Genomic DNA, 12,305 nt, shown 5'->3' with positions numbered 1-12,305 from the left:
CTTAACTACGTTACTCGGATACAATGACTCCCTTTTCAATGTGAAAAGTCTTGGGATTGTTGATTAAATCAGATGCGACCCCACTCATACTTGTGGTGGTTAGAAAGGTTTGAACCCGATCCTGAATGGCAGTCAGCAAGTGGGTCTGCCGACTTTCATCTAGTTCAGACAAAACATCATCAAGTAGTAACACCGGGTACTCACCGGTTTCTTCTTTCATTAAATCGATCTCGGCCAACTTCGTGGATAGTGCCGCCGTTCGCTGTTGCCCCTGTGAGCCAAAGGTCGAGACATCCTTGCCGTTGACCATGAAGTGTAAATCGTCACGATGCGGACCAAAGATGGTCGTTCCTTGTCTAATTTCCTTATCCCGATTGGCCTTAAATTTGGTCAGCAGACTCTGATAGATTCGTTCTACCGACGTTAAATCAGCCTTTTTTAGCGCGGTGACGTACTTAAATCGCAACGTTTCCTTTTGCTGTGAGATCTCGTGGTGAATGGTCGAAGACCACTTCTGTAACTTGGCAATCAGTTGAATGCGTTGAAAAATAATCTCAGCGGCATACGCTGAAAGCTGGTCTGACAGCACATCCAGGTAGACTAGATCACTCTGCTTGTGAAGTGAGAGTTCACGTAAATAGGCATTTCGCTGTTTCAAAATTCGCCGGTACTGGGTCATGTTGTATAGGTAGCGATTACTCATCTGGCCAAACTCCATGTCCATAAAATGCCTTCTAATCTGAGGCGAACCCTTTACAATCGACAAATCTTCGGGGGCAAACAAAATCACGTTCAGCTGCCCAACGTAAGACGATAGCTTGGGCTGCTCAATGTGATTGACCTTAGCTCGTTTGCCATTTTTACCAAAATCAAGCTCTAGTTCAGTAGTGGTGTGGTTCTTTTTAACTCTCCCCCACAATTGCGCATGGTTCTCTTCCCAATTAATCAAATCACGATTGGTAGTGGTCCGATGGCTCTTGGTGAGTGCGAGCGCGTAAATCGCTTCAAGTAGATTGGTTTTGCCCTGGGCGTTTTGTCCAAGTAACACGTTCACTCCATCTGAGAAATGAACGTCAGCATCCTTATAATTACGAAAATTGCGTAATTTCAATTCTTCTAGCTGCATGCTTAACCCTACTTTGTCTTAATAAAAAACATCCCTACGTCCGGAATTGAGACCGTATCACCTTTGTAGAGTTTCTTGCCACGTCGATTCTCAGGTTCATCGTTTAGGTACACCATATTTTCCTTTAAGTACCACTTCGCTTTGCCACCTGATTCAACAATGTTCTCTTCTTTTAAGAGTTGCCCTAAAGTTATGTACGGAGTCGTTATGAAAATGTCTTTTTTCATGAATTCACCCACTTTCAATCTATTTCTATTATACGCCAAAATTTAGCAAAAGTACATAAATCGGGCGATTTTATGCGTTTTATGCGCATATACGTATTTCTAGACAAAAATGCCTAAAATGATCTAAAAAGCTCATATTCGTAAATAAATGGAAATATGAGCTTTTTTAATATTTTGAAGTCTTTGGTAGGCAAAATTTGGTTTCATTTTCAGGACATAAAAAAAACGACCTCAAAATGAAGGTCGTTAGTAATCATTCTTAATTAAAATGTTCGAACTGGGGTAATCAGTTGGATGAAATCTTCTTTGTTTTCGGTTGGAACCAACGTAAACGGACGAAGGGCTGAGGTAAACGCAATCTCGATGTCAGTTTGGCCAAAAACTCTAAGGGCTTCCTTCATGTAATCGGGGTTAAACGAAATTTCAAGGTCGTCACCCTCTGAAGCCTTTGGTTTTAAGTCTTCCTCAACGGTTCCGACGTCAGGAGAATTCCCCGAAATGGTAACGACTTGGTCGGTTGGTTTAATCGTCAACTTAATGACATTATTTCGTGATTCATGTGACAAGAGTGAAGCCCGCTCAATTGCGGCGAGCAAGTCGCCGGCCGCAAATTCCATCTTGGTACTTGACGTCTTTGGAATCAGGCGTGATGTATCAGGATAGTTACCTTCAAGTAGACGTGAGTAGAACCGGGTGTCGCCGAGAGTAAAGAGGACTTGGTTCTCTGACAGGTTCATCTGAATGTTTTGATCGATTCCGTCAAGCATGTGAGAGAGTTCTTTCAAACTGTCACCTGGGATGACCACGTCGAATTTCCCGTCATCATCAGCTGGGAGGCTAACTCTTCGTTGGCTTAAACGGTGACTGTCGGTCGCAACCGCCAGCAACTTATTGTTAGCAAGCGTGAAGTGCACCCCAGTCAAGATTGGACGACTTTCCTGCTTTGAAACCGCAATGACCGTCTGTCCGATAACCTGTCTGAAAATATCGGCTGCTAAATCAACCGTATTTTCGGAATCAACTTCTGGAAGATGTGGGTAACCGTTCGCATCAAGACCATTGATGGTAAATTCTGAATTACCGGATTTAATCGTGGTCTGAAAGTTGTCACCAACTTCTAATGACATGGTTTTATCGGGTAACTTTTTAACGATCTCACTAAAGAACCTAGCCGGTAAGACGATACTACCGGTGGACTTAATCGTGAGTTCATTATCCGGGTTAGATGCTTGAACACTTGTTTGAATTGAAACGTCAGCGTTACTACCGGTTAGTAGGATGTCACTTTCTGATACGTCTAATTTTAAACCAGTCAAAATTGGAATGGTCGTTTTTGATGAGATTGCTCTTGATACGGTATTTAGTGCTTTGATGAAAGCATTACGGTTAATTACGAATTTCATTGCCAAATTTCCCCCTCAAAATGTGGTGCATGTTTATTTACTTAATTAAAAAGATAAAAAACAGTAGAAGCAGTAGGCACTGTTAATACTGTGGATAACTCAAGGATTAGTTACGGAATAAAAGTTATCAACTGTGGATAACTTTGTGGGTAAATCAACGGTTAACTTTCCGTTTATCCACACCCGTCATTATAACATTTTTAAAACGAGCAACGCTTAGTGTTGGAGTTCCGTCTTGATGTCTGAGATTTGTTTACTTAAATCAGAATCATTCGCGGCCATTTTACTAATCTTGTCGTAGGCGTGAATGACGGTCGTGTGATCCTTGCCACCGAATTCGTCACCAATCTTTGGAAGCGAATTGTCGGTCATTTCACGTGACAGGTACATGGCAACCTGTCTGGGAACCACGATGGCCTTGACCCGTTTGGTTCCCTTAATTTCCTTGACGCTAATGTGATAGTAAGAGGCGACTTTTGAGATGATATCCGACACGGTTAGAGCCGAACGTGCTTTTGCTAACTTCAATGGTCGTAGAGCGTTTGCTACCAGCTCAGTGTCAATGGGCGAGTTGTTGAGTTTGGCGTAAGCCTGCACCCGTGATAACGCGCCCTCCAGTTCTCGGACGTTGGATTCAATTTGACTCGCGATGTAACCTAGTGCGTCCGCTGGAATGTTCATGTTGTCAGCTTTGGCCTTGGCCCTAAGGATGGCGGTTCTAGTCTCTAAATCGGGAGCAGTAATGTCAACGGACAGGCCCCACGCAAATCGTGATACCAACCGGTCCTTTAGTTTTGGCACCTCGTTTGGCAAGCGGTCAGACGTTAGGACAATCTGTTTGTGATTGGAATATAACGCTTGAAAGGTGTTAAAGAACTCATCCTGAGTTCCTTCCTTATTGCCAAAGAACTGGATGTCATCAACTAAAAGGACGTCGATGTTTCGATAAACGTGTCTGAAATCATCCATCTTGTTGTTCTGGATGGCGCCGATAAAGTCGTTGGCGAATTTCTCACTCGTGACGTACATCACCCGCTGACTCGGGTCGTGTTTGATGATGTTGTTGCCAATCGCGTGCATCAAGTGGGTTTTACCTAAACCAACTCCACCATATAAGAAGAGCGGATTGTACAATTTTCCGGGTGATTCACTGACCGCTAGCGCAGCGGCCTGAGCCATCTTGTTACCCTGCCCAATCACGAAGGTCTCAAAGGTATAGTTGGGTTCCAGGTGCGTATCGGTGTAACTATACGGTTTTTGCCCATCATTTTCGGTTTTTGGAGCTGGAGTTTGTTCCTTTTTAAGTTCTTCTTCTAGAACAAACTTGGGCGAAATGTTCTTATAGGTAATGGCATAAGCGTACTCAACCAGTTGACTTTTAAGCATCTTCTCCCAGTAGTCACGGTGAAGCGAGGATGGTAATTCGAGTGTTAGGGTGTCGCCGTCGTATGAAATTGGTTTCACGGTGGCAATCCACGTGTCATATGTCGTTCCCTCAAATTTCGGATCCGCTTTAAATTTACTTTTAATTTTGTCCCATAGTTCGTTTTGATCCATTGAGAGTGACTCCTTGTGTTTAAATTATGATTGTATAATATCATGTAGCAAAAAAGTTTTCCACAGAAAAAACAGGGTGTGGACAAATGTTTCACAGGGTGTTCACTACTTATCCACAGAGATGTTGATAACCATGGAATTCTAATCAATATTTTAGTAAATTGACATAAAAATGTGAACAACTGATTCCCATTATGGCGGCAATAACAGCATGATTATTGTTTTTATCCACAGATTGTGGTTAACGTTGTTAACATGCTGTGTTTTTGTTCAAAAACGTGTTGGATTCGTGTTAATTATGGTATAAGTTATCCACAATAATCCACAGGTAAATTTTATGAAACTTTTTTGAATCGAACGGAGTGTTACCTATGAATTTAAAATCCCTATTTGAAGATTGTTCAATTTGTGATACTATAAGTTAGAAAAGCTATTGAATAAACAATTTAATATAGGCGATTAATTAGTAAGGAGGGTTAGTAATGAAAAGAACTTACCAACCAAAGAAGCGTCGTAGAAACCGCGTTCACGGATTTAGAAAACGTATGAGCACTGGTAAAGGTCGTAAAGTGTTATCACGTCGACGTCAAAAAGGTAGAAAAGTATTATCGGCATAGGCCACTGACCATTCAGTGGTCTTTTTCATTATTTTTTGAAAATACTTGGAGATTATTCATGAGAAAATCGTACCGTGTCAAAAAAGAAGCTGACTTTCAAAAGGTTTTCGAAAAACATGATTCGGTTGCTAATCGACAGTTTGTCGTGTATCAACTGGAAAAGCCGGGACAAAAACATTTCCGCATCGGGATTTCCGTTGGAAAGAAGATTGGAAATGCCGTGCATCGCAACTGGGTAAAACGTAGAATTCGCCAGTCGATCACCGAGTTAAAGCCAGACCTAAGAACGGACGTTGATTTTTTAATCATTGCTAGACCGAGAGCGGATGCGATGTCACAAAAAGACGTTAAGGCCAGTCTAATTCATGTTTTAAAGTTAGCTCATTTACTAGATTCTGATTATAGCGAGGAATAAAATTGAAAAAACTTAAACGAATCGCTACTACACTTGCGATTGCCAGTATTGGTCTGGTGCTTACGGCATGTAGTAACGCCCCAATTACTAGTCATAGTAAAGGAATTTGGGATGGCTTAGTTGTCTTGAATTTCTCAAGAGTGATTATTTGGTTATCAAAATTCTTTGGCGATAACTACGGAATCGGAATCATCCTCTTCACCATTTTGGTTAGAATTATTCTTCTTCCATTAATGATGTATCAAACGAAGAGTATGAAGAAGACCCAGGAAATTCAGCCCCAGCTGAAGGCTCTTCAAAAGAAGTACTCAAGTAAAGATTCTGAGACCATGGAAAAACTGCAGACCGAGCAGCAGAAGCTCTATAAGGAAGCAGGAATTAATCCATGGGCCGGCTGTTTACCAATGGTAGTCCAGTTGCCAGTGATCTTTGCCTTGTATCAAGCCATCTGGCGAACTCACATCCTGCGAACTGGTCACTTCTTGTGGTTACAGCTGGGAACTCCGGATCCGTACTACATCCTGCCAGTTTTGGCCGCCGTGTTCACGTTCCTTAGTTCGTGGTTGTCAATGAAGGGTCAACCCGAATCAAACGGAATGACCACGATGATGACGATTGGGATGCCAATCATTATCTTCTTCACTGCGTTAAACGTTCCATCTGCCTTGTCACTGTACTGGGTGGTCACCAACGCGTTCCAAGTGGTTCAGACGTTATTGATTCAGAACCCCTGGAAGATTAATCGTGAACGTGAAGAAAAAGAACGTGAAAAACGGCAGCACGATCGCGCCGTTAAAAAAGCCATTCGGAAGGCCAAACAGAGTAAACATCACAAATAAATTACTAGATAAAAAGCAGATGGTGGTCTGCTTTTTTTTATTTTTGTGGCAAATGTAATATTACATCTCTAAAATCCTATTCCAACAGCTATTTAATTTGTGCTAAGATTAATAGCGTTAGACGTTTACAAAAATAGGAGAACAATAATGACGAAATACACCGGAGCCACCATCGAAGAAGCCGTTAAAAATGGCTTAAAATCACTTGATACTAATCGAAATAATGTTGAAATTAAAGTTATTAAAACCGCAAGTAAAGGATTTCTCGGACTTTTTAAACATCCCGCAGAAGTTGAAATGAAAGTGAAATCATCTGCTCCAGATCAAAGACCAGCAGGTGGCAAGTTAAAGATTAAAAGAGAGGCGAGCACGGCGGTTGCTAATCCAGTTCAAACTGAGGATCGTCACGCCAGAAACGTCGAGGCCATTAGTGGTCTAATTAAATATTTACAGGCAATTACTGATCAGATGGGGATTGAGGCCGAACTAAGTTATGAGATGCCAAACAATCGCCACGTGACCATTAATTTTGATACGCCCAAAGAGGGCCTTTTGATTGGCAAACACGGTCGCACGATTAACGCCTTACAGGAGTTAAGTGGGATTTATCTAAATAATATTGGGATTAGTTACCTAGAGGTCGAGCTAGATACGGCTAATTATCGCAGTCGCAGACTTCAGATCCTTACTAGTTTAGCTGACCGCACCGCAAGAGAGGTCTCCGCCACTGGCAAGCCGGTCTATCTAGACCCGATGCCATCTTTTGAGCGTAAACAGATTCACGTGACGCTTCAAGATAATCCCTACGTGATGACGTATTCGGCTGGTCGTGAACCGCATCGTTCGATTGTCGTCGCCCCACGTTAAATTGATTGACAAAATAAAACTTTCGTCCTATTATATGGAGGATTGTAAATTCGAATAGGTAAAGTAGTGAAAGTACTTTATCCACGCAACGGGCGTGGTTTAAGTACTTTTTTTATGCGATTAAAAATGAGAAAGGAGTTTTTAAAGTGGCACTGACAACGACTGATTACGATACCATTGCGGCAATTTCGACCCCACCTGGTGAAGGTGGAATCTCGATTGTTCGAGTTAGTGGATCGGATGCAATGAAGGTGGCTGAAAAGATTTATCGGGGCAAGAACCTTGAAAAGGTGGCGTCCAACACGATTAACTACGGTCACATCGTTGATCCGTCCAATCACAACAGTGAAGTTGATGAAGTGATGCTTTCGGTCATGAGGGCACCCAAGACGTATACCAAGGAAGACATTATTGAAATTAACTGTCACGGTGGAATTGTGGCAACTAATAAGATTTTGCAGTTGGTTTTAAGTAACGGTGCCAGAATGGCAGAACCGGGTGAATTCACTAAGCGGGCCTTTTTAAACGGACGTTTGGACCTTTCACAATCGGAAGCCGTGATGGATCTGATTGAGGCCAAGACCGATGAATCGATGAAAGCCGCTTTAAATCAACTCGACGGCAATCTCTCTCATCTAATTAAACACCTGCGTCAGGACATCTTAGACGTGCTGGCTCAGGTCGAAGTCAACATTGATTATCCGGAGTACGACGACGTGGAGACGATGACGTCCAAGCTTTTAATGGATAAGTCCAAGGAACTAAAGGCCCAGATTGACCAATTGCTAAAAACGGCTAAACAGGGAAAAGTCTTACGAGACGGTTTAAACACCGCCATCATTGGACGTCCGAACGTGGGCAAGTCGAGTTTGTTGAACCGACTCTTACACGAAGACAAGGCGATTGTAACCGACGTTCCGGGTACCACACGGGACGTTTTGGACGAATACGTGAACGTTTCGGGAGTGCCGCTGCACCTGGTGGATACCGCCGGGATTCGTGACACTAAGGATAAGGTCGAAAAAATTGGAGTCGATCGTTCCAGAAAAGCAATCAAACAGGCGGACTTGGTTTTGTTGGTGTTAAACGCTAGTGAACCGCTGACTGACGAAGATCGGGAACTTTTGGATCTGACGCAGCACAGCAAGCGCATTATCCTATTGAATAAAACGGATTTACCCGAAAAAATTGATGTGGATGAACTTAAAAATCACTATCACGCTGATAACGTGATTAAGACCCAAGCCGTAAAGGATGACGGTACGAAGTCTCTAGAGGACATGATTTCAAAGATGTTTTTTACCGGTGGCATTAAGAGTTCCCAAAATGACGTCATGGTTACTAATGCCAGACATATCAGCCTCTTACAACAGGCCAGTGACGCCCTTCAGTCCGTTGAAAATGGGTTAAATAACGGAATGCCCGTTGATTTAGTTCAGATTGACATGACGAACGCTTGGGATTTACTGGGTGAAATCACTGGTGATAGTTACGATGGCGAATTGTTGGATCAATTATTTAGTCAGTTCTGTTTGGGGAAATAAGACTTTGACTCAATGGAGGTTTTTAAATGAATAAAATGATACAGCAAGAAGTGAAGCAGACCTACAACGGTGGCGATTATGACGTCATCGTCGTTGGAGCCGGCCACGCTGGTTGTGAAGCCGCACTGGCCGCCGCCCGCATGGGTCAAAAAACACTGCTTGTGACAATTAATCTTGATATGGTGGCGTTTATGCCATGTAATCCGTCGGTTGGTGGTCCCGCTAAGGGAACGGTCGTCAGAGAGATCGACGCCCTTGGTGGTGAGATGGGTAAAAACATCGACAAGACCTACATTCAGATGCGGATGTTAAACACCGGGAAGGGTCCCGCCGTTAGAGCTTTAAGAGCGCAGGCGGATAAGCACGCCTATCACCATGAAATGAAGAACACCCTGGAAAAAGAGCCCAATTTGACGCTCCGCCAGGGAATCGTGGAACGTCTGATTGTTAAAGACGGTCAGGTTGAAGGTGTGGTTACCAATACGGGTGCCAAATATCACTCCAAAGCCGTGGTCATCTGTGCCGGAACTGCCGCTCGTGGTAAGATCATCATCGGCGAATTGATGTATTCCTCGGGTCCCAACAACTCAATTCCAGCCATTCATCTTTCAGAAAACCTGGAAGACTTAGGCTTTGAACTGAAGCGCTTTAAGACCGGGACCCCACCGCGTGTCAACGGTGAGACCATTCACTACGATGAAGCGGAGGAGCAACCGGGCGACGAAACGCCCCATCATTTCAGTTACACCACCCCGTACGCCGATTATTTACCGGTTTCAAAACAGATTTCGTGCTGGTTAACGTACACCAACGAGGAAACTCATCAGATTATCAAGGATAATTTGGATCGGGCCCCGATGTTTACCGGTGTGATCGAAGGAGTCGGTCCCCGGTATTGTCCGTCAATTGAAGACAAAGTGGTTCGGTTTGCGGACAAGAAGCGGCACCAGGTCTTCTTAGAGCCGGAGGGACGCCACAACGAAGAGTGGTACGTCGATGGGATGTCGACCTCACTTCCAGAAGAAGTGCAACAACAGATGTTGCACTCCGTGAAGGGTCTTGAAGACGCTAAGATGATGCGTCCCGGTTATGCGATCGAGTATGACATTATCTCTCCATACCAGTTGAAACCAACCCTTGAAACCAAGAAGGTCAGTGGATTATTTAGTGCCGGCCAAACTAACGGTACCTCGGGCTACGAAGAGGCTGCCGGACAAGGCTTGATTGCCGGAATTAACGCGGCCCTTAAGATTCAGGGAAAAGACCCGTTGATTTTGCAGCGGGACCAAGGATACATTGGCGTCTTGATTGATGACCTGGTTACTAAGGGAACCAACGAACCATACCGACTTTTGACAAGTCGAGCCGAGTATCGCCTCCTGCTTAGAAATGATAATGCTGACATGCGTCTGACTCCCATTGGTCACCAGTTGGGTCTGATTTCAGACGAACGTTATGCCAAATTTGTTGAAAAACGCAGTGCCGTTGAGGATGAAATCAAGCGGTTGAACACCGTGCGGATTAAACCGAGTGAGAAGGTCAATCAATTTGTGGAAGCTCAAGGTGATAAGCCACTGAAGGATGGCATCATCGCGGCTCAGTTCTTGCGGCGTCCGTATGTAAATTACGAAAAGTTACTTGATTTTATTCCCGCTCCAGATAAAAAACTGGATCCAGAAGTGGTTGAGCAGGTTGAGATTAGAACAAAATACGCTGGCTACATCAAAAAGGAAGAGGACAAGGTCGCCCGCATGAAGAAGATGGAGTCCAAGAAGATTCCCGATAAGATTGATTATTCCGTAATTGATGGGATTGCGACTGAGGGTCGGCAAAAGTTGGAGAAAATCCAACCGGAGACGATCGCACAGGCTGCCCGAATCAGTGGGGTCAATCCATCTGACATTGCCATTCTTTCCGTGTACATTCAGCAGGGAAAAATTGCGAAGAAAAAATAAGATTAAGCTGGACTACGTGAATAGTCCAGCTTTTTGTTATTTCTAAATTAAGTTTTTAACAATTTTTGTGGTAAACTATTGCAATCAATATGTAAGCGCTTTATACTGTTAACAATAAACGATACAAAAAAATGGCAAAGGGGATCATTTTTATGCGATATGGAAGTATTGAAGCAGGTGGAACAAAGTTCGTTTGTGCCGTTGGGGATGACGATTTCAATATTGTTGATAGTGTTCATATTCCAACTACGACACCAGAAGAAACTTTAGCAAAGGTCGTTGAATACTTTAAGAAGTTTGATCACATTGATGCATTTGGGATTGCATCATTTGGACCAATCGACGTTCGAAAGGACTCCGACAAATACGGTTGGATTATTAAAACCCCTAAAAAGGGTTGGAGTAACGTCAACTTTGTTGGAACCATGAAACGCGAATTTGGCGTTCCAATTTACTGGACGACCGACGTTAACGGTTCGGCTTACGGTGAATACATCAAACGCAAGCAGGCTAATAACAACATTGAAGCCGTTAGTTACATCACTGATGGAACTGGGATTGGTGCTGGAACCGTCATTAAAGATGAATTCTTAGGGGTTCGTGGAACTCCTGAATTTGGTCACATTCGCGTTAAGAGACACCAAGATGACATGAACTTTCCTGGAATCTGTCCTTATCACGGTGACTGTCTTGAAGGAGTTGCTTCTGGTCCGACTTTTGAAGCTCGAAACAACATTAAGGGTCAAGATACTCCACCAGATGATCCAGTTTGGAACATCATTGCATACTACATTGCCCAAGGGGTTATCAGTTTAACGGTTAACTTCCGTCCTGACCAAATTGTGCTTGGTGGGGGAGTATGTACTCCTCAATTCGTGCAAAAGGTCAGAGATCAATTCAATCTGTTGTTTGATAACTACCTTGATGTTGGTCCACTTGACGAATACATTAGTCGTCCAGTCGTACCACACAACGGTTCCGCTACTTTTGGTGATTTCGTATTAGCTAAAAAAGCTTTGGATGAATCAAAGAAATAATTAATTAAATTGTTTGAAAGGGATGCCTACGGGTGTCTCTTTTTTTGTGTAAATTGACATTTATGGTACCACATGGTACCTTAAAAATAAGGAGGGATAATCATGACACCTAGTAAGTCACAAATTCATTTTAGAGTAGATACTGAAACAAAAAAACAATTTGATGAAGTTCTAGACGCAAGTGGAATTAGTTCACCAAATGAGGCTTTTAAAACATTTATGCAACAAACAATCAATCATGGGGGGCTTCCTTTTGAAGTTGATGCTCCAAATGAACGTTTAACTAAAGCAATTAAGAGTAATGACTATAAGAAGTTTGATAATCCTGATGAAGGGTTGAAGTGGTTAAATGAGTAAAAATTCTTATGTTTATAAGCTTGCCATTGAAAATAAGTTTAAAAAGCATTATAAATCAATCTTAAAAAATCCAAATTATAATAAAAAACAATTTAATTGTATTTTCGAAATATTAATGAAAGATTTGCCTCTTCCAGCTAAGTATAATGATCATGCTTTGGTCAATAGAAAACCTGAAAGAGAGCTACATATAAAGCCAGATTGGTTGTTAATATATCGTTACGATGGGGAATATATTAAGTTGATTGATACTGGTAGTCATTCAGATTTATTTTAATTTTTTATCTAGATTTACTGTAAATTATTAATAGTGTTACTTAGGCCTCTAGTTATTTATGATAATTAGAGGTTTTGATTTATA

General features: G+C 42.5%; 13 protein-coding genes. 9 read left to right on the top strand and 4 right to left on the bottom strand.

Annotated features, from left to right (window positions below):
• Positions 1-10: 10 nt before the first annotated feature.
• From recF to dnaA, 4 genes are all read right to left on the bottom strand, one after another.
• Positions 11-1,126, bottom strand: a complete 1,116-nt coding sequence (recF, locus tag AC6UDD_RS05580; RefSeq protein ID WP_500719485.1) for a DNA replication/repair protein RecF — start codon at positions 1,124-1,126, stop codon at positions 11-13.
• A gap of 8 nt (positions 1,127-1,134) precedes the next feature.
• Positions 1,135-1,353 (bottom strand): S4 domain-containing protein YaaA, encoded by a 219-nt coding sequence (gene yaaA, locus AC6UDD_RS05575; protein WP_039143789.1) that lies wholly within the window; start codon positions 1,351-1,353, stop codon positions 1,135-1,137.
• 263 nt (positions 1,354-1,616) lie between these two features.
• On the bottom strand, positions 1,617-2,756 hold the full coding sequence (gene dnaN, locus AC6UDD_RS05570; protein ID WP_500719483.1) for a DNA polymerase III subunit beta: 1,140 nt from the start codon (positions 2,754-2,756) through the stop codon (positions 1,617-1,619).
• 216 nt (positions 2,757-2,972) lie between these two features.
• Positions 2,973-4,313, bottom strand: a complete 1,341-nt coding sequence (dnaA, locus tag AC6UDD_RS05565) for a chromosomal replication initiator protein DnaA (RefSeq protein ID WP_500719481.1) — start codon at positions 4,311-4,313, stop codon at positions 2,973-2,975.
• Between the two features lie 482 nt (positions 4,314-4,795).
• Between dnaA and rpmH the strand changes: the two genes are divergently transcribed.
• The 9 genes from rpmH to AC6UDD_RS05520 all read left to right on the top strand — a co-directional run bounded on the left by rpmH (position 4,796) and on the right by AC6UDD_RS05520 (position 12,221).
• Entirely contained in the window at positions 4,796-4,930 is a 135-nt protein-coding gene (rpmH, locus tag AC6UDD_RS05560; protein WP_500719479.1) for a 50S ribosomal protein L34, read from the top strand.
• Between the two features lie 58 nt (positions 4,931-4,988).
• Positions 4,989-5,345: a ribonuclease P protein component gene (gene rnpA, locus AC6UDD_RS05555; protein ID WP_500719477.1), complete on the top strand. Its 357-nt coding sequence runs from the start codon at positions 4,989-4,991 to the stop codon at positions 5,343-5,345.
• Between the two features lie 2 nt (positions 5,346-5,347).
• Complete coding sequence (locus tag AC6UDD_RS05550) at positions 5,348-6,184, top strand: YidC/Oxa1 family membrane protein insertase (protein WP_500696254.1); 837 nt, start codon at positions 5,348-5,350, stop codon at positions 6,182-6,184.
• 147 nt (positions 6,185-6,331) lie between these two features.
• Positions 6,332-7,051: an RNA-binding cell elongation regulator Jag/EloR gene (gene jag / locus AC6UDD_RS05545; RefSeq protein ID WP_500719475.1), complete on the top strand. Its 720-nt coding sequence runs from the start codon at positions 6,332-6,334 to the stop codon at positions 7,049-7,051.
• Between the two features lie 146 nt (positions 7,052-7,197).
• A complete protein-coding gene (gene mnmE / locus AC6UDD_RS05540) occupies positions 7,198-8,595 on the top strand; it encodes a tRNA uridine-5-carboxymethylaminomethyl(34) synthesis GTPase MnmE (protein ID WP_500719473.1) in 1,398 nt (465 codons plus the stop codon).
• A gap of 26 nt (positions 8,596-8,621) precedes the next feature.
• Positions 8,622-10,550 (top strand): tRNA uridine-5-carboxymethylaminomethyl(34) synthesis enzyme MnmG, encoded by a 1,929-nt coding sequence (gene mnmG / locus AC6UDD_RS05535; protein WP_500719471.1) that lies wholly within the window; start codon positions 8,622-8,624, stop codon positions 10,548-10,550.
• 152 nt (positions 10,551-10,702) lie between these two features.
• Positions 10,703-11,587 (top strand): ROK family protein, encoded by an 885-nt coding sequence (locus AC6UDD_RS05530; RefSeq protein WP_500719469.1) that lies wholly within the window; start codon positions 10,703-10,705, stop codon positions 11,585-11,587.
• 102 nt (positions 11,588-11,689) lie between these two features.
• Positions 11,690-11,944, top strand: coding sequence for a type II toxin-antitoxin system RelB/DinJ family antitoxin (locus AC6UDD_RS05525; protein WP_500719467.1), 255 nt, complete (start codon positions 11,690-11,692; stop codon positions 11,942-11,944).
• Complete coding sequence (locus AC6UDD_RS05520) at positions 11,937-12,221, top strand: type II toxin-antitoxin system YafQ family toxin (RefSeq protein WP_500719466.1); 285 nt, start codon at positions 11,937-11,939, stop codon at positions 12,219-12,221. Before AC6UDD_RS05525 ends, AC6UDD_RS05520 begins: the two co-directional genes overlap by 8 nt.
• The last annotated feature ends 84 nt before the right edge of the window (positions 12,222-12,305 follow it).

The organism is Fructilactobacillus sp. X2R1C3 (genome assembly GCF_059901425.1).
The sequence above is the reverse complement of the archived record's forward strand: the minus strand, read 5'-3'. Positions and strand labels throughout refer to the sequence as shown.

Bases quoted from the DNA above. Each gene is read 5' to 3' on its own strand.
- dnaN (WP_500719483.1), bottom strand. From the start codon at position 2,756: ATGAAATTCGTAATTAACCGTAATGCTTTCATCAAAGCACTAAATACC.
- mnmG (WP_500719471.1), top strand. From the start codon at position 8,622: ATGAATAAAATGATACAGCAAGAAGTGAAGCAGACCTACAACGGTGGC.
- recF (WP_500719485.1), bottom strand. From the start codon at position 1,126: ATGCAGCTAGAAGAATTGAAATTACGCAATTTTCGTAATTATAAGGAT.
- rnpA (WP_500719477.1), top strand. From the start codon at position 4,989: ATGAGAAAATCGTACCGTGTCAAAAAAGAAGCTGACTTTCAAAAGGTT.
- AC6UDD_RS05520 (WP_500719466.1), top strand. From the start codon at position 11,937: ATGAGTAAAAATTCTTATGTTTATAAGCTTGCCATTGAAAATAAGTTT.
- AC6UDD_RS05525 (WP_500719467.1), top strand. From the start codon at position 11,690: ATGACACCTAGTAAGTCACAAATTCATTTTAGAGTAGATACTGAAACA.
- dnaA (WP_500719481.1), bottom strand. From the start codon at position 4,313: ATGGATCAAAACGAACTATGGGACAAAATTAAAAGTAAATTTAAAGCG.
- AC6UDD_RS05530 (WP_500719469.1), top strand. From the start codon at position 10,703: ATGCGATATGGAAGTATTGAAGCAGGTGGAACAAAGTTCGTTTGTGCC.
- yaaA (WP_039143789.1), bottom strand. From the start codon at position 1,353: ATGAAAAAAGACATTTTCATAACGACTCCGTACATAACTTTAGGGCAA.
- jag (WP_500719475.1), top strand. From the start codon at position 6,332: ATGACGAAATACACCGGAGCCACCATCGAAGAAGCCGTTAAAAATGGC.
- rpmH (WP_500719479.1), top strand. From the start codon at position 4,796: ATGAAAAGAACTTACCAACCAAAGAAGCGTCGTAGAAACCGCGTTCAC.